This is a genomic window from Hyphomonas sp. ske169 (assembly GCF_056850855.1).
Map to the genome: position 1 here is coordinate 1,588,519 of NZ_CP096146.1, position 19,312 is coordinate 1,607,830.

At 56.2% G+C, this 19,312-nt stretch carries 18 protein-coding genes and 1 riboswitch; of the genes, 6 read left to right on the forward strand and 12 right to left on the reverse strand.

Features of this window, described 5'->3' with window-relative positions:
- Positions 1–359: 359 nt before the first annotated feature.
- The 4 genes from MY069_RS07620 to MY069_RS07635 form a co-directional block, all read right to left on the reverse strand.
- Complete coding sequence (locus MY069_RS07620) at positions 360–1,151, reverse strand: hypothetical protein (RefSeq protein WP_482796475.1); 792 nt, start codon at positions 1,149–1,151, stop codon at positions 360–362.
- Between the two features lie 289 nt (positions 1,152–1,440).
- Complete coding sequence (thiC, locus tag MY069_RS07625; RefSeq protein WP_482796476.1) at positions 1,441–3,318, reverse strand: phosphomethylpyrimidine synthase ThiC; 1,878 nt, start codon at positions 3,316–3,318, stop codon at positions 1,441–1,443.
- Between the two features lie 43 nt (positions 3,319–3,361).
- Positions 3,362–4,108, reverse strand: coding sequence for a hypothetical protein (locus MY069_RS07630; RefSeq protein ID WP_482796477.1), 747 nt, complete (start codon positions 4,106–4,108; stop codon positions 3,362–3,364).
- Positions 4,100–4,231: riboswitch (TPP riboswitch) on the reverse strand. Its footprint overlaps the gene before it by 9 nt.
- Positions 4,232–4,466: 235 nt before the next feature.
- Complete coding sequence (locus MY069_RS07635; RefSeq protein WP_482796478.1) at positions 4,467–5,141, reverse strand: TetR/AcrR family transcriptional regulator; 675 nt, start codon at positions 5,139–5,141, stop codon at positions 4,467–4,469.
- 86 nt (positions 5,142–5,227) lie between these two features.
- Between MY069_RS07635 and MY069_RS07640 the strand changes: the two genes are divergently transcribed.
- Positions 5,228–5,962 (forward strand): CPBP family intramembrane glutamic endopeptidase, encoded by a 735-nt coding sequence (locus MY069_RS07640; RefSeq protein ID WP_482796479.1) that lies wholly within the window; start codon positions 5,228–5,230, stop codon positions 5,960–5,962.
- Between the two features lie 114 nt (positions 5,963–6,076).
- Entirely contained in the window at positions 6,077–6,898 is an 822-nt protein-coding gene (locus MY069_RS07645) for a hypothetical protein (RefSeq protein WP_482796480.1), read from the forward strand.
- Here MY069_RS07645 and MY069_RS07650 read toward each other — a convergent pair.
- The 4 genes from MY069_RS07650 to MY069_RS07665 form a co-directional block, all read right to left on the reverse strand.
- Positions 6,876–7,556, reverse strand: a complete 681-nt coding sequence (locus tag MY069_RS07650) for a methyltransferase domain-containing protein (protein ID WP_482796481.1) — start codon at positions 7,554–7,556, stop codon at positions 6,876–6,878. The genes MY069_RS07645 and MY069_RS07650 overlap by 23 nt on opposite strands.
- A 71-nt stretch (positions 7,557–7,627) precedes the next feature.
- Positions 7,628–7,999 carry an ArsC/Spx/MgsR family protein gene (locus MY069_RS07655; protein WP_482796482.1) on the reverse strand — a complete coding sequence of 124 codons (372 nt, stop codon included), beginning with the start codon at positions 7,997–7,999 and terminating at the stop codon, positions 7,628–7,630.
- Entirely contained in the window at positions 7,980–8,219 is a 240-nt protein-coding gene (locus MY069_RS07660; protein WP_482796483.1) for a DUF2164 domain-containing protein, read from the reverse strand. Before MY069_RS07660 ends, MY069_RS07655 begins: the two co-directional genes overlap by 20 nt.
- Positions 8,216–9,034 (reverse strand): MBL fold metallo-hydrolase, encoded by an 819-nt coding sequence (locus MY069_RS07665; RefSeq protein ID WP_482796484.1) that lies wholly within the window; start codon positions 9,032–9,034, stop codon positions 8,216–8,218. The genes MY069_RS07660 and MY069_RS07665 overlap by 4 nt, the downstream gene beginning before the upstream one ends.
- A 67-nt stretch (positions 9,035–9,101) precedes the next feature.
- Here MY069_RS07665 and MY069_RS07670 point away from each other — a divergent pair, with 67 nt between their 5' ends.
- Positions 9,102–10,616: a hypothetical protein gene (locus tag MY069_RS07670; protein WP_482796485.1), complete on the forward strand. Its 1,515-nt coding sequence runs from the start codon at positions 9,102–9,104 to the stop codon at positions 10,614–10,616.
- Here the strand turns inward: MY069_RS07670 and MY069_RS07675 are convergent, their stop codons facing one another.
- From MY069_RS07675 to MY069_RS07690, 4 genes are all read right to left on the reverse strand, one after another.
- Positions 10,617–11,378, reverse strand: coding sequence for a phosphodiester glycosidase family protein (locus tag MY069_RS07675; RefSeq protein ID WP_482796486.1), 762 nt, complete (start codon positions 11,376–11,378; stop codon positions 10,617–10,619).
- A gap of 142 nt (positions 11,379–11,520) precedes the next feature.
- Positions 11,521–13,455, reverse strand: coding sequence for a DUF4332 domain-containing protein (locus tag MY069_RS07680; RefSeq protein WP_482796487.1), 1,935 nt, complete (start codon positions 13,453–13,455; stop codon positions 11,521–11,523).
- A 173-nt stretch (positions 13,456–13,628) separates the two neighbouring features.
- Positions 13,629–15,029, reverse strand: coding sequence for a CCXG family PEP-CTERM protein (locus MY069_RS07685; protein ID WP_482796488.1), 1,401 nt, complete (start codon positions 15,027–15,029; stop codon positions 13,629–13,631).
- 48 nt (positions 15,030–15,077) lie between these two features.
- A complete protein-coding gene (locus MY069_RS07690; protein ID WP_482796489.1) occupies positions 15,078–15,956 on the reverse strand; it encodes an acyl-CoA thioesterase in 879 nt (292 codons plus the stop codon).
- Between the two features lie 130 nt (positions 15,957–16,086).
- Here MY069_RS07690 and MY069_RS07695 point away from each other — a divergent pair, with 130 nt between their 5' ends.
- Genes MY069_RS07695 through thiD form a run of 3 tightly spaced genes read left to right on the forward strand, consistent with a single transcriptional unit; the run spans position 16,087 to position 19,283 of the window.
- Entirely contained in the window at positions 16,087–17,877 is a 1,791-nt protein-coding gene (locus tag MY069_RS07695) for a long-chain-acyl-CoA synthetase (RefSeq protein WP_482796490.1), read from the forward strand.
- Positions 17,878–18,465, forward strand: coding sequence for a hypothetical protein (locus MY069_RS07700; RefSeq protein WP_482796491.1), 588 nt, complete (start codon positions 17,878–17,880; stop codon positions 18,463–18,465).
- Positions 18,462–19,283 carry a bifunctional hydroxymethylpyrimidine kinase/phosphomethylpyrimidine kinase gene (gene thiD / locus MY069_RS07705; RefSeq protein ID WP_482796492.1) on the forward strand — a complete coding sequence of 274 codons (822 nt, stop codon included), beginning with the start codon at positions 18,462–18,464 and terminating at the stop codon, positions 19,281–19,283. Before MY069_RS07700 ends, thiD begins: the two co-directional genes overlap by 4 nt.
- The last annotated feature ends 29 nt before the right edge of the window (positions 19,284–19,312 follow it).

Genomic DNA, 19,312 nt, shown 5'->3' on the forward strand with positions numbered 1-19,312 from the left:
AGGCTCGGCGCGCTTGGAACAGGCGCGAGGTGAACTGCCGCTCTCTCGAGACGGCGTAGTTGCGCTTGGTCAAAGCGCGCCCATGGCGGCATGTTTTCAACTTTGGTCTCCCGGATCTAAGTCCGGGACAACTCCGGGGGGATTGCTCTTACAGGTTCGACCCTCGCCATCGCTCATCGTAGCAATGGGCTGAGCTCCCCCGACTGGCACCGCACAAGGGGTTCGGAGCCCCAAGCCCAGCCACCAGACCGCCACTCTCCCCCTCTGCCAAGCCGATCCGGACAAGCCTCTCATCAGGAGAAGATGCGGGGAAGTGTAGAGAGCACGGAAGTGGGTCGGATTGGGTGGCTAACTGTACGCTAAAAGAGATCGTCAATGAGCGATGGATGCAGTCTAGTTCCGTACGTTTCCCGATATCTGCCGATCATCACGAACGCTGCAAGCAAAAAAAGCAAGCTTGGCCACCATGTGCGCTCAATTGGAATCCCAAAAAAAATCGCGGTTTCCCGACCAAAACTCTCAACTGTGAACAGGTAAAGCTCCGGCCCGAATATTCCCAATATCCCTAGCGTCAAGCCGATACCGCCCAAAATGAGATACAAAAAAGTATCTATCGGGTTCGGAAACATTCTGCCGAAAATTTTCATTCGCTTGGAACGTCTAACGCGTCCAAACTTCACACCATTCGGTATACCTTTAACTTCTCCCACAATTTCCGGCTTCGTTCCCGAACCGGTGTGGGTAATTGCAACTCGGTATCCATCCTTTGAGTTTAGATAGTCAAAATCGAGCCGTATCGAATTTTCTGATATCAATGCCGTCGCATTGTTAGAAGAACGAGTACTTGATTCAATTTCAGCATGCAGGAGTTCGCCGTCTGAAAGTACAATTCGAGGTGGGTCTATCGTTAACAGCTGATCTCGAGATATTGTTTCATCACCGCTGTTCCAAATTATGATGCGGCTAACATAAACTCGGTCAACCTCAACTCCATCGACTAAAACTTGTAATCCAGTTTTTTCCGACAATGCTCCTCGGTTAACTATCGGCTGCAACAGAGTAACATAGTTGAGTTTGCGGCGCCTCCTTTGGAGAAAGTAAATCAGTATCGCGAGGCCGATGGCGATGAGACCAATAATATTTCCCCACATTCGTTTGCCTTGTCTTCCCTGGATTCTTTATTCACGTCTTTGATAGGTTTTGCGCTGTGCGAAACCATAGAATGATTCGTATCATCCAGATTTGTGTTGGTTTCTCGGCCCTACTTTCAAAGTTTTTGAACAACTCTGTGAATTGCACTTGCCTTCCGTTTATTTTGCGTTGTGGATTTGGGTTCAACCGATCTCAATACTTACCCACTGGCGCACCCAGGGTAAGTCAGCCCCGCGCTTACGCTTGGGCCTTCTCCGGGAAATCGCTGCACTGGAGCGATTTCTAATCCTACGTCGCATCCAAATAAATCTGCGACCCCTTCGTCTTAAACTCGGCGCTCTTCTCTTCCATGCCTTTGCGGGCTTCGTCGGCTTGGCGTTGTAAGTCGGCTTTCTCATTGTCTGAGAGGCCGTCAGCATAGTCGCGCACTTCGGCGGTGATTTTCATGGAGCAGAATTTCGGGCCGCACATGGAGCAGAAATGCGCCACTTTGTGCGCTTCTTTCGGCAAAGTCTGGTCGTGATACTCGCGCGCGGTTTCGGGGTCGAGCGAGAGGTTGAATTGGTCTTCCCAGCGGAATTCAAATCTCGCTCTGGAGAGCGCATCGTCGCGGATCTGCGAGGCCGGGTGACCTTTCGCCAAGTCGGCGGCATGGGCGGCGAGCTTATAGGTGATGACGCCGGTTTTCACATCGTCGCGGTCGGGCAAGCCAAGATGCTCTTTCGGGGTGACATAGCAAAGCATGGCCGTGCCGAACCAGCCAATCATCGCCGCACCAATGCCAGAGGTGATATGGTCATAGCCCGGCGCGATGTCTGTGGTCAGCGGCCCGAGCGTATAGAAAGGCGCCTCGCCGCATTCTTTTAGCTGCTTGTCCATATTCACTTTGATCTTGTGCATTGGCACATGGCCCGGACCTTCAATCATCACTTGGCAGCCGCGCGCATGGGCGATTTTGGTCAGCTCACCAAGGGTTTCGAGCTCGGCAAATTGCGCCGCATCATTGGCGTCAGCGATCGAGCCAGGACGGAGGCCATCGCCGAGGCTGAAGGTCACGTCATAGGCGCGCATGATGTCGCAAATGTCGGCAAAATGGGTGTAGAGGAAACTCTCTTCATGATGCGCCAGGCACCATTTCGCCATGATCGAGCCGCCGCGCGAGACGATGCCGGTCACGCGCTCAGCGGTGAGGTGGATATAAGCCAGCCGCACCCCGGCATGGATGGTGAAATAGTCGACGCCCTGCTCACACTGTTCGATCAGCGTGTCGCGATAGACCTCCCAAGTGAGATCTTCAGCGACGCCATTCACTTTTTCAAGCGCCTGATAGATCGGCACGGTTCCGATCGGGACCGGGCTGTTGCGGATGATCCATTCGCGCGTGTTGTGAATGTTGCGGCCGGTGGACAAGTCCATGACATTGTCGGCGCCCCAGCGGGTCGCCCAGACCATTTTCTCGACTTCTTCTTCAACGGATGAAGCGACGGCGGAGTTGCCGATATTGGCATTGATCTTGACCAGGAAGTTGCGGCCAATGATTTGCGGCTCAAGCTCCGGGTGGTTGATATTGGACGGGATCACGGCGCGGCCGCGCGCAATCTCATCGCGGACAAATTCTGGGGTGATGAATTCCGGGATTTCAGCGCCAAAGCTCTCGCCTTGTTCGATTTGCGCTTTGGCATTTTCGACCGCTTCCTGGCGGCCGAGATTTTCGCGCTCGGCGACATAGATCATCTCTTTGGTGATGATCCCGGCCTTGGCATATTCGAACTGGGTGACCGGACCCGTGCCAGTACCGCGCAGAGGCTGGTGCTGGATCGGAAACTCGCGGGCGAGATATTTGCCGGTGGCCCCGCCATTGTCTTCGGGCTTCACAGAACGGCCAGCATAGGCCTCGACATGGCCGCGCTCGAGCACCCATTCAGTGCGCGGGCGGGCGAGACCTTTTTCGACATCAATCGTGACGCTTGGGTCTGAATAGGGGCCAGACGTGTCATAGACCGGAACCGGCGGCTCGTTCGCCGTGGGGTGGAGATCAATCATCCGGCGCGGCACGCTGAGCGACGGATCGGCCTGAGGGTGAGTATAAACTTTCCGGCTCGAGGGCAGCGGGCCAGTGGTAACCTCTGGGGTTTCGAAATCGGCTTGATCAACGGGTTTATTCATAGCGCAGTCTTTCTGTTTAAGCGTTGGGGCGCGAGGATAAGGGCTAAGACCCTGCCTTCATCGCGGCGATCATGTTCGGGTCAGTGAGTTCTATCCAGACGGCATTGGCGGCGGCGAGCACGTCGCCATCGGCATCGACAATCGCGGCATCCGCGAAGTTCTTGCGGCCCTCAACGCCGCGCGGCCATGCCATCACAATCAGCTGTTCGCCAGGTGCTGGGCGGCGGTAAATCTCCGCTGTCAGCGTCCCCAGCAAGCAGAGCTTGGTGTTGCCATGGCGCAAGGAAAAGGCCGATGGGCAATCCAAAGCCGACCAGAGGATTTCGGATCGAATGAGGCCATCTTCGCCAGCAAAATCCGCGTGCGGCACCCAGGCATCGGCATTGACCGGACTGTTCGGCACAGGTCCCGTGAATAGGCGCAGCGCATCACCAGGGTCTCGCTTTGGCCCGCAGACAAAACAGTGGGCAATCGGGTGATCCTCAGCATCTTCCAAATAAGCTGCATGGGCGGCCTCTAGCCCTTGCACGGATGGGATGTCTGGCAAGTCAATTTCGACCTCGCTGGGCACAGCTGAGGCGAGCTTTTGGTCGCCAATCATCACTGCGACGCCCTCACCCTCGGCGATCACGGTCAGTTCGGTCTCTAGAGGTGGCGGCGCGGTGATGCGGGCACGAACTGGTCCTTGGATGAAATTCGCCATGCGGCCAGAAACATAGCCGCCATTGCCAGAATTAGCAGGGCCGCAATAGCGTCGATCAATCGTGAATGATCCGAGTGTTTCGCTCATCGGTTCCGTTCCTACGCCGGTTCGCGCGCCTTCCGATAAGACTGCTAGCCGGATCAGGTTCTAAGGGTGCTGGAGCGGATCGGCCCCATCTCAGCGCTTCCAAACGCGCCCCTCGGATGGCGCTTAGAATAGACTTTTCCGCGGCGACAGCAAGCGCTTATTCGAGGATGACTGGGGCGGCGGCGGTATTCCTGTGTATCACCGGCGATGCCAGCGCAGCTTTGCACTCCACTCGATTGGGAGGCTGGTATCCATGGCTCGGAATTCCCAGCGGTCTTTGTGGCAGACACATGTCCCTAGACCCCAGCCTGCGCTGGAGTCGCCGGAAATTTTGTACCCATCTCACGACCACGCTCTACTAACCTCCGCGCGGCAGGGTCAAATAGCCGAGTGCCATATCAGTCACTTCGCCAATCATGGTCTCGTCATCAAGCTTTGCGGCTTCGATCAGGGCATCGCTTGGCATCAAAGCGGCGCGGATAAAGATCGTGTTGAAAAAGACGCCCAACATGTTGGTGGCGCGGTCATGGTCTATGAGTGTGATCTCGTCTGCATAAATGGTCAGCAGGTCCGAAATCGGCCCAAAACTTCGGATCACCAGCGTCGCCCAGTCGTCTTCTTCAAGCTCCGGGTGCAAGCGCGCATAGGTGTGAATGGCCCGCAGGATGTGGCCATTCTCGATCGTTTGCGCGTGCACAGCTTTGGTGATCTCAAACAGCGCCACACGCAAGTTGCCCATGGCACGAAACGCGGCCGCGGCGTCTTGTTCTTCCGCAACTTTCAGCCGCGCCTGAACTTGCTCGCGCCATGCCGCCAGCAGCGCCTCTAAGAAGGCGGTTTTGTCTTTGAAATGCGAATAGACCGAGCCGACGGCGACGCCGGCTTCCTTGGCGATGTCTTGCACCGAGATGTTCTCAAACTCATGGCGTCGCAGCAGGCGTTCAAGCGCCGCCATCAGCTTTTCTCGGGTACGAATGGCGCGTGTTTGTTGAGGGCGCTTCGGGGCAGGATTGGAGGGGTGGTTCGGCGCCATATCGGTCTCATTTCAAAAATTGAACTTGAATTCATATTCAGTTTAATCTATATCCCTCTCAATTGGAAGCGAAATTAGAGGCGAAAATGTCGGTATTGAATGCGACGGGACTATCTCTTGTGGATATCTTTTTACTCGGCGTGATTATCATTGGGCTGCCGCTTGAGGCCTTGCTCACACTCAACAAAAGCCGAGCGGAGCTGGCTTCGGGAAAACCTGGTGTGCGCGTGAAACACTATACGCAGACGATCTTCTTGCTGTGGGGAGTCGCGCTGCCGATCCTGGTCTTATGGGCAGCAAGCGGTCGGGATTGGGCTGATCTTGGCTTTACGCTGCAATCCGGATGGGGCCCGATGGCCGGCTGGGGGCTCGCCGGTCTGGTCGCGCTATTTTTTGCAATCCAATTCACGGCCGTCGTGAAATCGAAATCGGCGCGCGCGCAATTGCAAAATGGCCTCGCCAAGTCGCCAATCATGACCAATTTCCTTCCCCACTCCGACGAAGAGCGTAAATTGTTCCACTTGCTCAGCGTCACCGCCGGGATCACTGAAGAGATTATTTTCCGCGGCTTTTTGATCTGGGCGTTTAGCTTGTTCGTACCGATCTGGATGGCAGCACTGGCGGCCTTGTTGATCTTCACGATTTTGCACGCTTATCAAGGCGCTGCGCAATTGCCAGCTGTGTTTATCATGGGCGGGCTTGTGACTCTGATTTTTGTGCTGTCAGGCTCGATCTGGCCGGCCATCGCGATCCATGTCTTTGTTGATATGATCAACAATTCGATGACTTGGGCGGCGCGGCGGGAGATTGCGATGGCTTAGCAATACAAGCGCCACTAACAGAGCTTAACAGCACATGCCGTTCTATTAACCAAATGCTGACGTCTGGGCCCGAGATTGAGGCCAACCGATTCTCTTATCCAGCGGAGACCTCAAATGGCGGACGCAGCAGCCCTGGCCCCCACAGCCGCCGACATGGCGCGCACCAAAGCCACGCGCAAACCGAAACGACCGAAAGTCAAAGTCGACTTTTGGGCGACAGACCTCAATACGGCTGAAATCGGCATCATGAAGCGAACTCAAAACGAGGCCGCCTCTGATCAGTTCACCAAGGATATGGAACTCTATGGCCAGACCGTCATTGACGGTAAACGAGAGGCGCTGATCGGCTATCGCCAGGAGCTGTGGGATGGCAGCGAGGGGTTTGACCGGCGGTTGGTGATCCGGCTGTTTTCAGAGACACTGGGCTGGCGCGGCACCGCGGAAATGCTGCTTGGCCGATCGGTGCAATTGTCGCTCGCCGCGGGCGGGCAGCCGGTGCCGGTCTTTTCAATCAACCTGGCGCGCCACAAACAGCTGATCCAGCTTGAGCGATGCGCGGTGAAATGGCCGTTCATGCCGGAGAAATATAGTTTCTTCATTCAGACCAAAGACAGCGTCAAATTCTACACGCTGCGGCGACATTTAATCAGCTTTGGCGCCGACTATAGTCTCTATGATCATAAGGGCCGCAAAATTGGCGTGCTTGATCACCAATTGATCAATCTCGGCGGTGCCTGGATGATGCGTCTGGATCCTGAGCATCGCACCCGCCAACTTGAAGCTGTGCTCGAACTGTTTTGCGCAGTGCTGAAATTTAATCGCGCCAGCAAAAGCCATGTGCGGAAACTCTCAGAGCAAGTCTTACGCGGAAAGGTTCATCCTGACTTGGATCATGAGGAAGAAGACCTCTACCTCAATCCGCGGAAACGCCGGTAAGCGGCTTCTGGAGCACCACACACGACTGGCGATACGGCCAGATCATCCAATAGAATTTTTTCATTGAGCGCTTCCACTTGGTCCACCCCAAGAATGGAAAGGGCAGCCTTAGAATCTGCCGGAAAATGATCCATGGCCGCTTCTTGAGATTGTCGCGATAAGAGCCAGTATTGATAATCTCAGCGACGAGAACCTCATGCGCTTCGGTAATCAGCGCACTGATTTCATCCGGCGTTGGACGGAACATTGTATCAATTGGGTCGCGATGGTGGGGATAGCTTTTCGGCACGGTCATCACCAGGCGCCCGCCCGGCGGCAGCAGACGAAAGCAGCGATTGGCGAACTCTGCCGGATCAAGCACATGCTCTAACACATTGTTGCAGAAAATCGTGCGCGGCGCGGTTCGTTTGATTTCGGCATAGCCCGCCTCGTCGAGCAGGTTGGCAGAGATGTCGATCCCCTCGCCTTCTTGCAAATCCGAATGAATTATCGTGATCCCCCGCGCCATGAGAGGCGCGAATAAGTCATTGTGAATATACGGCTTTTCTTCCGTTCGAAAGGCGAGGGTTTGGCTGCCAATGTCGAGAATTGGCGACAACGACTCGGCCGGATAGGCTCGTAGCGCCTGTTCGATCCATTTCGCCTCGACTTCCTGCACCTTGGTTCCCGCTTACGTTTTTAGATCCCTAGGCGGTTATCACCAGCTTTCGCAAAGACTCAAGGATCAGGTCACAGGAGCTCTGATTGAACCTGTTTGGTCCACCCCACATGAACATCTGCGCCGCTGACAATCACCGGACGTTTGACCAGCGTCGGATTGGAGATCAGTAGCCCCTCTGGTGCACCTTCCCGCTCGGCTTCGCTTAAGGTCCGCCATGTCGTCGACCGGCGATTGACCAGTACATCAGCGCCAGCCTTTGCGAGCCACCCTGGGACAAGGTCTTCGAGCTTGGCCTCGGCGCGGATATCGACGAAATCATAGCTTTTACCCGCCGCCTCAAGCGCTTTCATCGCTTTCTTGCACGTGTCGCAATTCTTCAAGCCGTATAGGGTCAGCGCCATGTCGTCTCCTTGGGTCCGATCAAGTTCGATCGTCGACATAAACCTCGCCATCCAAATCGTCGAGCTTGGATTGCAAATGCGCGCGGACGTCTTGCACCGCTTGATTATAGATGCCGGGGCCAAGTGTTTCGAGCATCAGATCCAAGATTTGCTCAGCGCGAAAGTCAGACAGACGCTCGTCAAATTCAGCTTGAAACAGGGTCTGTAACTGACCCGTCAGGCGCTCGCGACGCTCAGGACTGAGTTTGATCTTTTTCATTCGTCTTCCGGCTTTTCCAAGGTCCGCGTTTCGCCCGGCAGGTGGAAGAAGTCAGCGCCGGTGACCACCAATTGGGGCGGCACCTCCACCGGTACATGGATACCAGTTACGTGCTCGCTATTTAGGCGTTGATCAAGAATAAGCGGCCCATCGCCCATCCCGAAAAACCAATAAGGCGGATAGGCTGTGTGGGTGCGTTTGGCCTGCCAATGTTCCTCTAAGGGCGCGAAGTGAACATCATTGGGATCGGCATCGCCCAAATGCATCACCGTAATGCCATCGGCCAGGGTCACCCGCCAAACCAGGTTGGAGACGTCCGCACGACCGGGCCAACCCGCATGCGGAATGCGCACCACATCGATCTGCAGTTCACCTTCTTCAAAACTCAGCGGCGCGTCTTGATACTCGAGCGGAATTTCAATCACGCGTTCGAAGATCTCTTCGCTTTCAGTTTCTTGACGCATCCATTCCGCCGCTTGAGCAGGGACATAGGCCCGCACATGCTGATGCGTATCCAGATATTTGATCACTTCATCGACGGAAAAATGATCGGGATGCATATGGCTGATAAAAATCGCATCCACGGCTTCAAACGGCGCTTCGCCAGCCATCAAAGCCAGCCGCATCTCTTCTGGCACCAATTGAAACGTGCCGAACCCGTTCGGGAACAATGGATCGAACAAGACCGTCGTATGGCCGTCGCTAACCATGATGCCTTCATTGCCGAGATAAGTCGTCTCTGCTGGTGTTTCAGGATGCGCGTGCGCGAGCGGCAACCAAAAGCAGGATAGCAAAGACAAAATTACGGTGCGCATGACAGTCTCTCCCGGGTGGATCGGCGATATTAAACCAGTGTAAACACGCAGGCGCTAGGGCGAATGTATGACGAGGGGTCGTTATCGAATACTCGCCGGACTAGCGGCATGCGCCTTTGGCGTGGGCGCGGCCTATGCGGCCCCAGGCGACGTTCTCTTACAAGATGATTTTGATAGCGGCGCCGGGTGCGGCACGCTGTCTCCGCTCTGGACAGGATCGGATAGCAATCTCACCGGCGTCAGCACACAAACCTCAAATTCAGGATCCTGTTCAGCCTTTACCCGCGGCGACGTTGCGACACTGACCGGCCCGATCATTGACCTGTCTGCGGTGACCGGCGCGACCCTCACCGCCTGGCTGCGCCAGGGCCTCGACGCGTTTAGTGAAGATGTCGATGCGGGCGAAGACTTTGTCTTTGAATATCTAGATTCCGGCGCAAACTGGATCCCGATTGAAACGCTGTTTGGTGCGGGCCCAAATGGCGAGATCACCAATGTCAGCCTAGATCTTCCCATCGGCGCACTGCACGCAGGTTTCCGCCTCCGTTTCCGACAAACAGGTGGCAGCGGCGGCCCACCGGCGAATGGCGGGATCGGCTATGATTACTGGCATATCGATGATGTGCTCTTGGTTGAAACCGGAACACCGCCACCCGTCGAGCTACCGTCCGGCATGGGCGTCGGCCTGTGCGAACGGTTTGAAAGTGGATTTGGCAATTGGACCGCAACCAATGCCACCCGAGCTGGGATCAATGGTGATACATTCCAATCATCCAGCAATGCGATGTTCTTGCGCCATGATACCGTGACGGCGACCTCACTGGCCTTTGATTCTGCTGGCATGACCGATATCGATGTTTGGGTGCGTCGCGGGTCAGATACGTTTTCAGAAAATCCTGAAAGCGGTGAAGATCTAAGCTTTGACTATCTCGATGCCTCAAACAATTGGGTCACGCTCGAGACTTTTCTCGGCAGCGGTACGCCCGGTGAGATTCTAGAACGGACCTATGCCGTGCCCGCAGCAGCATTGCACGCCAACTTCCGCGTCCGGTTTCGCTTGAGTTCTGGCAACGGGTCGGACTTTGATTACTGGCATGTTGATGACCTTTGCTTCAATCGCGGCGAACCTGATTTCCTCGTCACAAAATCCGTCGCGATTGTGCAAGATCCGATCAATGGCACGCTGAACCCGCTCAGCATTCCTGGGGCTTGGGCGGTCTATTCCATTCAAGTTACCAATACCGGACGCGGCATTGCTGATGCGGGCACGGTGGCGATTGGCGATATGCTTGACCCCAATACGAGCCTGTTTACCGGTAACTTTAACGGCGCAGGCAGCCCGTTCGTGTTCATTGATGGCAGCGGGTCGAATGCTAGCGGCTTAAGCCTCGATTTTGGCAGTCTCGGAGACGGCAGCGACGGCGTCACGTTCTTAACCTCGGGCGGCGGGAGCATGACGCCAAACGGAGGGTTCGACCCGAGTGTTGCGGGCTTCGATTTGCAATTTGATGGCGCGATGAATGGGGCGAACGGCACCGCCAATCCGACATTTACGATCCAGTATCGCGTTCAAGTCGAGTAGCTATTCAACCACGGCAACGATTGGCCCAAGATCAGATCCCACTTCATTGCGGTTGATCTCTGGTGCAAAAATTCGGCTCACTTGGCCATCCAAGAAGAGCGCATTTGGCACCCCGATTTCATCCCGAAACAAGGTCGCGAAATCATGGAATGTCACGGCACTGTCTGAAATCGCGAAATAGACCATGAAGCCATCTTCGCTGACCCCAACGCCGTTTCGGCGGCGGTGCGAGGTGCCATCTGGATTTAGGCCGGGATGAAGCTCACCATTGATCACCAACATCGGTCCTGATTGCGTCGCATAGATCGGATCAATGCCGAGATCGAGATAGGTTTGGCTCTCATACACGCCGGCTTGAAAGCGCGCGATCCAGAACACGCCATTGGGCTTGAGGTGGAAATTGCCTGGCCCATCATTGGTGTTCACAGTGGCCCGGTCGCCATGCTCATCGCGATAGAAGCCAACGGGGCTTCGATCTTCGTGATACATCCCGCCATTCATCGCAAAAATCAGCCGATAAGCCTGCTCATCGAGCTCACGTTCAAGCGTGGTGAACTGTCGATAAGGCTCCCCCTCCGCATCGCTGTGGAACAGGCGGATCTCATGTTCGGACATCGAGAATGCGCAGACCGTATAGGCGTCGCCTTTATGGGAAAGTTCCTTGCAAGCGCGCTCACCTGATGCAGGCTCAGGCCCCGCTGGCGCTTCGGCACACGCGACCAGCGACCACAAGATGATGAGGAAGAGAGCCCAGAGGCGCAAAATGATCTCCTTCAACAGCAGGCGACGAACCAGCCCCACTAGACGATGGCGGGGTTCGCTCAGCCGATCAACGCAGTGTCTATGTGAATGTGGCGCGAAAACGGCCACGGGCCTGAAATCGGTGCAAGAATTGGCGCAAGCGCTAGCTACGCGCGGCTTTCGCCAGATCAATCCACTGCTCGACTTCGCTCTTATCGACATTATTGTCCCCGCCCCAAAGTACACGGGCCCCTTGCGGTGTGTCGAGGAAACTTGTGGCCGCATTGAACACTTTCGTCGCGGAGGCTTTGGCCAGGTCTTCGGCATTGCGAATACCGGCGCCAACCAAGATCTGACTGTCGAGTACGCGCAGACCCGGCGCCTCGACCATCAATCGCGTTTGGTCCTGCCAATCGATCAATGTGTCGCTTTTGATATAGCGGACATTCAGTGCTTGTGCGGTGTGTGCGGGATCGGCTGCAAGCAAGTCGCCAATCGTAATGATGTCGACTTTCTCGAGGCGCGATGCCGTCTTTGGACCGATAGAGGGCGCGTCCACAACTGGCGAGTCGAGGGTTAGAGCATTGAGGCGACGCGCCTCTAGTTCGTCCACTTCCTCTTCTTCGACGCTTTCGGCTTCGACAGGCTCTGGTTCGGTTGGCGTGTCTAGCGTCACTTCTTCGGGTTCGGCCTCATCATCGGAAGCGTTGAGTTCGGCCAGCATCGCTTCTGCGGCCGAGGCTGCTTCGGCAGCGATGGCGGCGTCCGGTTCTATGGCTGGTTCAGGTTCTGGCTCGACCGGCGCGTCTTCTGGCTCCGCCGGTTCAGCGTCCACCGCTGCAACCTCTTCGGGAGCCTCTTCCGCGACCGCTTCAACCACTTGCTCTGGCTCTAATTCTGGTTCTGGCTCCGGTTCTGGTTCATCAATCGCTTCGGCGTCATTCGCGGCAACTGGTTCGATTTCGGCGATCTCTTCGGCCGGCGCTTCGACGATTTCCGCCTCGGGTGGATCGAAAACTTCTGGATCCGCCGCAACCGTTGGCGTGCGCTCGACCGGCTCTTCCACCATCGCGCCCTCCACAGGGACAGGCACAACTTTCAGCTGATACTCAACCGGCTGAGGATGCTCAGGCAGCGGCACATGTTTGGTACCAATCGGCTTGATCGGCATCATGTCGAGCCATTCGAGCGGTTGCCGCAGGATATGTTTGCAATGCAAAGCCCGGATCTTTTTGTCGTCGGCGGGCAGGTTTTTCACCACTTTCCCCGTCTCGACGAATTCCTCATACATTTTCTCGACGGTCTTGCGATCGCTCGCGTCGGCCATCCGCTTGGTGATTTTGCGGATCGGGATGTCGAGGGCAGCAAAATAACCCGGCAGGTCGAGGTCCACTTTTTGTGGCTTCACGCCGGATTCCGCGAAGGCGCGTTCAAACAGAACCGCAACCCCCGCCGTCGCATAGGCGACCAAGTCGGCGATGATATCGAGAAGGGTCTGATCCAAGCCTTCGGGCGGATTAGCAACGCCTTTGTGCAGGTCATAATGATCAATGAAAGTCTGATAATGCGGGTTCGAATATTTCGCGCCCGCCAGCACCATATCGGCAACAAATCCGACCTCAGTACCGGCATGGACGTGCGGATAGCCGCGTAAATCAATCAACGCTTTGATTGTGTCGCGAGACTTTGCGATCGACCATTCGAGCGCCCGGTGCATGGTGCCTTCTTCTTCGCTTTGCGCTGTATGGAAAGGCTGAATTGGGTCGGCATAATAATGGGTCAGAACGCCGAGCGCATAGGCCGCCTTGGACCATTTCTTTTCGCGCAAGGCTTCCACCGCTTTGCCATACCATTCCATGGCGGCATCGCGCGCCCCGCCCCACTCGCCATCTTCGACATGCAGGACATGGTTCTGGAAGTCTTTAAATTCAGCATCCGGCGCCTTGGCACCCTTTAGAAGCTGCGTGTGATGCTTCAGCAGCAGGTTCTTCCAATCGCTCGCATGGTTCCCGCCCAATAATTGCAGCGCATCAAATGCGATGAAGTGATGGGTCGAGCGACAGCGATGCGCAATAATGACAAGCTCTAGCAAGTTCATAGTCAGTCAGCCCTCTGACAGCCTTGTTTGAACGGCCAGCCCTAGGGTGATTTGCGAGTTCCACAAATGTCACTTCTGCGGTGACGGCCGGCGTCCAGATGGTTAACGTTTCCCTGACTTTTGGGCTGAAACAGTTAACAGCGGTTTAACCTTTTGGCCAGATTCAGCCCGCCTTATTCGACGATCGCGCGAAATCGAATAGCGAAACTGGGGTCCGGCGCGGTATCAATTCGCTGCCGCATCGCGCCATCTAGATCGAAGCGAACATGGGTGATCGCTTGATCCGCGCCATCCGCATCGACGCTCGGCGTATAGGTAAAGGTCACGCCATCGGTTGAGAAAGAGACCCCGTCAGAGGCGCTGCCCGCCCCGCCCCAACTTAGCGACAGGTCAGAGGTGGTGGAGCCGTCGACCAGCTCAAAGGCGGCGCTGCCAGCGACGATTAGTTTGACGTCGTCAGGCAGGTTATCGGTGATCGAGACGCTGCCATTATCGAGGCGCTGCCCATCATTGGTGACATCGATCGTGTATTCAACCACCGCGCCAGGCAGCGCGAATGGTGATAGGGAGCCCACCGGGTCAGAAATCACCACAACTGATTTCTCGACATTCGGTTCGGCTGAACAAGATTGCGGCGCGCTGGTGGAAATCGTCGCATTGGTCGACACACATTGGCTGGCGCGCATCGAAAAGTTCGCCGTCGACATATCTTGCCAACTGCCCCCGGGGGCCCGAGCCTGCCAGCCAACCGGGCCATCGCAGCAGCCTTCGAACCCGAGCGCTTCGTAGCGATGCCAGCCAGCATCGAGCGAGATCGTGCCTTCTAGAACCTGCGGGGCATCATTAAAATTCCCGGCCCACCACAAATCATCATTCCATTGCGCCTCGAGCTCAGTTTCCTGGACATAAAGGTGTCCGCCATGTCCGAAATCAGCGCCGTAACGGAAGCCCCACAGTCCGGCCGTGGCAGGGGTCACTTCGATCATCGCGCTAATGCACCAGCCGAAATTCCCGTTCGAGCCACCAAGCGCACGATTATTGAGGCCAGAGATCGATGTTCGGACTTGATCGGCCACATCCGTGGTGGCGTTGATATAGGCCGCTCGCGCACTCGCCGCATCGGTGGGGTCAGCGGAGGATACCCGCGATCGCAATCGCAAACCAGAGCTTGGAAACACGGCGTCTGTATCGCCCGCTGAGCTTAAACTTGGGTCGCCATAATAGACATAGACGCTGGTTGAGCTCAGCGGCCCAATGTTTGGCAATTTCACATAGAGCGTCGCGGTGCGGGTGAAACTGTCCCAGCCCGTTACGATATGGTCGACGGGCGTGACATCATCACTTGCGAGAACGACCCGTACATCTCGGCCATCGCTGGTGAACACATAATCGGCAGGGAAATCTGCGGCGGTCAGGTCGATCCGTGTTTCGTCACTGTGGCCTGACGCATTTGCGGTCACGGTCACCAGCGTGCGGTGCACATTCATACAATCCCAAGCCGCAACGCTTGGAACGCAGATCACCGCCAAGAGGAGGCCTTGGAAGAATCGGCGCAGCTGAATGAAATGTCCCACGGGCTGAGTTTAGAGCGGCGTCAATGATTCGAAAACGCGCTTTCTCAGCTATTTGGTTTTTCGCTTGATCGGCCGCATCAGCCCTTCTTGCGCGACGCTGGCGACCAATTGCCCATCGCGGGTGAAAATCGAGCCGCGATTGAAGCTGCGCGCGCCGCCTGCATAGGGGCTGTCCATTGTATAGAGATGCCAGTCGCTGAAATTGATCGGCGCGTGGAACCACATGGCATGATCCAAGCTGGCCGACATCAACTCGCCGGTCATCCAAGATACGCCGTGTGGGCGGTTGCCCGTGCCCAGCAAAGACATGTCGGACGCATAGGCCATCAAACAATGGTGCAGCCATGGCTGCTCATCAATCTCGCGGCGGACCCGGAACCATAGGTGCTGAACATCACTGACTTTTTCAGGCTTTAACGGATCGAGCGGATCGACTTCGCGGATTTCGATCGGGCGCGGCCGAAGAAAATGCCCGCGATGGCGCTCGGGCAGGCGTTCCGCGAATTTTTTACGCCACTCGATCCGGTCATCCAGGCTATCGGCTTCGGGAACGTCCGGCTTTGTGTGCTGGTGGTGCCAACCGTCTTCCAATTTGTGGAAGGAGGCGGCCATATTGAAGATCTGTTTGCCGTGCTGAATGGCCACGACGCGGCGGGTGGTGAAGCTGCCGCCATCGCGCGACCGGTCGACTTCATAAATAATCGGGATCGACGGATCGCCTGGCCGCAAGAAATAGGCATGCAATGAATGGCAGGTCCGGGTCTCTGTATCGACCGTGCGATAGGCCGCGACTAAGGATTGTGCGATCACTTGGCCGCCAAATACCCGCTGATTGGTCTCATTCTCGGGGCTTTGGCCGCGAAACAGATCTACTTCCAAGCGCTCAAGGTCCATAAGATGTAGCAAATCGCCAACAGGATCTGACATTTTGAGCCCCTTTCAGAATAAATATTGCTGCGTCATGCGTAACAAGTATGCCAGATACTGGAAACCATGCGACACGCAACCTAGGTGTCGAATAGATAATCAGTGGGCTGGAAACAAGAAGTGAGGCGATATGGGTTTGTTTCAAACCATTAAGCGTGAGGCGAACACAATCCTCACCCTGCAACGGGTAAAAAAATGGACCGACGATATTGCGCCGGATTCCAAGAATCTCGTTGCTGACGATTTTGAAGCAGTGGTGGATAAATACCCGAATAATGTCGCTTGGCGGTTTGAGGGCAAACTGACCACTTATGCGGAGATGGACGCGCTCGCGAACAAAGTCGCGAACTGGGCGCTCGGCCTCGGCCTGCAAGCTGGTGACGCCGTCGCGCTGTTCATGGAAAACCGGCCCGAATATGTTTCCTTCTGGTATGGCCTGTCGAAAATCGGCGTTGTGGTGGGGCTGATCAATCACAACCTGACCGACAAAGCGCTGGCCCATTGCGTGAACATCGCAGATGCCAAACTGATCCTGACTGGCGCGGATCAAGACGAAGCTATTCGCAGCGCAGACGGCTTGTTTGAAGGCGATCCGAAAGTCTGGTCCTTTGGCGGCGGCGAAGGCCAAGACCTAACCGCTGCGCTGGCGGGTGCATCCGAACTGCGCCCCGGCCGCGAACACCGAGCCCAGCTGCTCGGCAAAGATCTCTGCCTTTATGTTTATACGTCCGGCACGACAGGCCTACCAAAAGCGGCGCGGCTTACCCAAGCGCGGACGCAAGGCATGATGCGGTCGTTTATCGGGCCGTGTAAAATCACCTCGCGCGACCGAATTTACATCACCCTGCCCCTCTATCACGGTACAGGCGGCCTCTGCGGGGTTGGCCAAGCGCTGATGACCGGCGCGAGCATCATCTTGCGGAAGAGATTTTCAGCCTCGCAATTCTGGGATGACGCTGCCGATCAGGGCGCAACTTCGATTGTTTATATTGGCGAGCTGTGCCGTTATCTGGTCAACTCGCCGCCGCATCCAAAAGAGCGCGCGCATCAGATCCGCACCGGATTCGGCAATGGCTTACGGCCCGACATTTGGGAAGAATTCCTGACCCGGTTCAACATTTCCTATGTCTGCGAGTTTTATGGCTCGACTGAAGGCAATGTCAGCTTTCTCGGATTCGATGGCAAAGTTGGCGCGGTTGGCCGGATCCCCAGCTATCTCGAAAAAAGCGTCTATGGCCACGTCGCGTTCGTAAAGTTTGACGTGGTCGAGGAGAAACCAATTCGCGGCAATGATGGTTTCTGCATCAAAGCGCTTCCAGGCGAACCGGGCGAAGCGATTGGCAAAGTCGGCGATGATAGTCGCACCCGCTTCGAAGGCTACAATGACGAAGAAGCGACCAAGAAAAAGATCCTTCGTGACGTCTTTGAGGAAGGCGATATGTGGTTCCGTACCGGCGATCTGATGTCGAAAGACGCAGACGGCTATGTCTATTTCATCGACCGGATCGGCGACACGTTCCGCTGGAAGGGCGAGAATGTTTCGACCAATGAGGTCGCTGAATTTGTGGCGCGCGCGCCGGGTATCTCAACCGCCAATGTCTATGGCGTCAGCGTCCCGGGTACAGATGGCCGGGCCGGCATGGCGGCGATCACGACCAATGGCGAGGTCGACTTTGACGGCCTGTATGCATGGCTCGGTGAGCATCTACCAAAATATGCCATCCCGCTTTTCATTCGGGTTCAGAGAGAAGCCGAAACCACCGGCACGTTCAAATATCGCAAAGTCGAATTGGTGAAAGACGGCTTTGATCCGTCGATCGTCAGCGAGCCAATTTGGTACTATGATCCACAGACCAACAAATATGAGCCGCTGACACCAGACGCGCATGAAACAATCCTCTCCGGCGCGGTGAAGTTCTAAATGTGGCGGCGTGTCATCCTCTGCGGCGCCCTGCTCTCGGCGTGCGGTAGCCCGGATGCGCCAGCGCCTGAAGCGCGTTATTTCGAACGACTGAGCGCGCTATGCAATGGTGAAGCTTATGCGGGCGAGCTGGTTAGCACTGATGCGGCCGACGCGGATTTTCAGACCGCGGATATGCGCATGGGCCCAGCCACTTGCGAAGGCAATACGATCCTGATTCCCTTCGCAGTCAATGACGATCGATCGCGGACCTGGGTGATCACGCGCACTGTCGACGGCGTGCGCCTCAAACATGATCACCGCCACCGCGATGGTAGCGAGGATGCTGTGACCCAATATGGTGGCGACAGTGATGGCACTGGCACGATTGCCGCGCAAGATTTCCCCGCCGATGCGGAAACCAAGGATTTGTTTGTCCGCGAAGGCATAGAGGTCTCCACCCAAAACACGTGGCGGATTGAGATCGAGCCCAGCGCCAAATTCACTTATCAAATGAGCCGACCTGAACGCTTGTTTCGCGTCGAGTTTGATCTCACCACGCCAGTCGAAGCGCCGCCGCCCACATGGGGCGCGGCCCCGATCGAATGAGCGAGAATGACACGCCTTCCGGCCGGGTTCTAATTATCGCGGGCTCGGATAGTGGCGGCGGTGCGGGGATCCAAGCGGACCTGAAGACCGTCACGCTGCTGGGAGGGTATGCGATGACGGCCATCACCGCGATCACCGCCCAGGACACGACCGGCGTGCATGGGGTTTGGCCCGTCGCCATAGATGCCGTCACCGCGCAAATGCAAGCCTGTCTCACCGATCTTGGCGCTGATACGATCAAAACCGGCATGCTCGGGTCCGCACCATTGGTCGAACACGTTGCGGAAACGCTCGATACTTTCGCCAAGCAGACCCCGCGCGTCGTCGATCCGGTTATGGTCGCAACTTCAGGGGATCGATTGGTCGATGAGCACGCAATCAGTGCCATCGCCTCCCTTTTGATTCGAGGCGCTGCTCTGGTCACACCGAATGCACCAGAGGCCGAAGTGCTAACCGGCAAAGCGGTCGATGGCATTAATGGCCAGAGACGCGCGGCTGAGGCCTTGCTCGAACGTGGCGCGAAAGGTGCGCTCGTCAAAGGCGGACACGTGCCTGGTGCGATTATCCAAGATGTCTTGCAAACCGAACATGGCGAGTGGATCTTTGAAAGCGCGCGGATCGAGACCAGCTCGACGCACGGCACAGGCTGTACGCTGGCAAGCGGTTGCGCCGCTCTGCTCGCGCAAGATCTGGCCATGCATGACGCGGTTGCCCAAGCGCGTGACTATCTCCACGCCGCCATCGAATACGCCCCGCAGCTCGGCAAAGGGCATGGACCGGTGGCACATAATTGGCCGATTTTGAATCAGGAAAACTGACGGGCCGGATAGTTAAATTCAGCAGATCA

Coding starts and splice junctions, on each gene's coding strand:
- MY069_RS07620 (WP_482796475.1), bottom strand. CDS start 1,151: ATGTGGGGAAATATTATTGGTCTCATCGCCATCGGCCTCGCGATACTG.
- thiC (WP_482796476.1), bottom strand. CDS start 3,318: ATGAATAAACCCGTTGATCAAGCCGATTTCGAAACCCCAGAGGTTACC.
- MY069_RS07630 (WP_482796477.1), bottom strand. CDS start 4,108: ATGAGCGAAACACTCGGATCATTCACGATTGATCGACGCTATTGCGGC.
- MY069_RS07635 (WP_482796478.1), bottom strand. CDS start 5,141: ATGGCGCCGAACCACCCCTCCAATCCTGCCCCGAAGCGCCCTCAACAA.
- MY069_RS07640 (WP_482796479.1), top strand. CDS start 5,228: ATGTCGGTATTGAATGCGACGGGACTATCTCTTGTGGATATCTTTTTA.
- MY069_RS07645 (WP_482796480.1), top strand. CDS start 6,077: ATGGCGGACGCAGCAGCCCTGGCCCCCACAGCCGCCGACATGGCGCGC.
- MY069_RS07655 (WP_482796482.1), bottom strand. CDS start 7,999: ATGTCGACGATCGAACTTGATCGGACCCAAGGAGACGACATGGCGCTG.
- MY069_RS07660 (WP_482796483.1), bottom strand. CDS start 8,219: ATGAAAAAGATCAAACTCAGTCCTGAGCGTCGCGAGCGCCTGACGGGT.
- MY069_RS07665 (WP_482796484.1), bottom strand. CDS start 9,034: ATGCGCACCGTAATTTTGTCTTTGCTATCCTGCTTTTGGTTGCCGCTC.
- MY069_RS07670 (WP_482796485.1), top strand. CDS start 9,102: ATGACGAGGGGTCGTTATCGAATACTCGCCGGACTAGCGGCATGCGCC.
- MY069_RS07680 (WP_482796487.1), bottom strand. CDS start 13,455: ATGAACTTGCTAGAGCTTGTCATTATTGCGCATCGCTGTCGCTCGACC.
- MY069_RS07690 (WP_482796489.1), bottom strand. CDS start 15,956: ATGTCAGATCCTGTTGGCGATTTGCTACATCTTATGGACCTTGAGCGC.
- MY069_RS07695 (WP_482796490.1), top strand. CDS start 16,087: ATGGGTTTGTTTCAAACCATTAAGCGTGAGGCGAACACAATCCTCACC.
- MY069_RS07700 (WP_482796491.1), top strand. CDS start 17,878: ATGTGGCGGCGTGTCATCCTCTGCGGCGCCCTGCTCTCGGCGTGCGGT.
- thiD (WP_482796492.1), top strand. CDS start 18,462: ATGAGCGAGAATGACACGCCTTCCGGCCGGGTTCTAATTATCGCGGGC.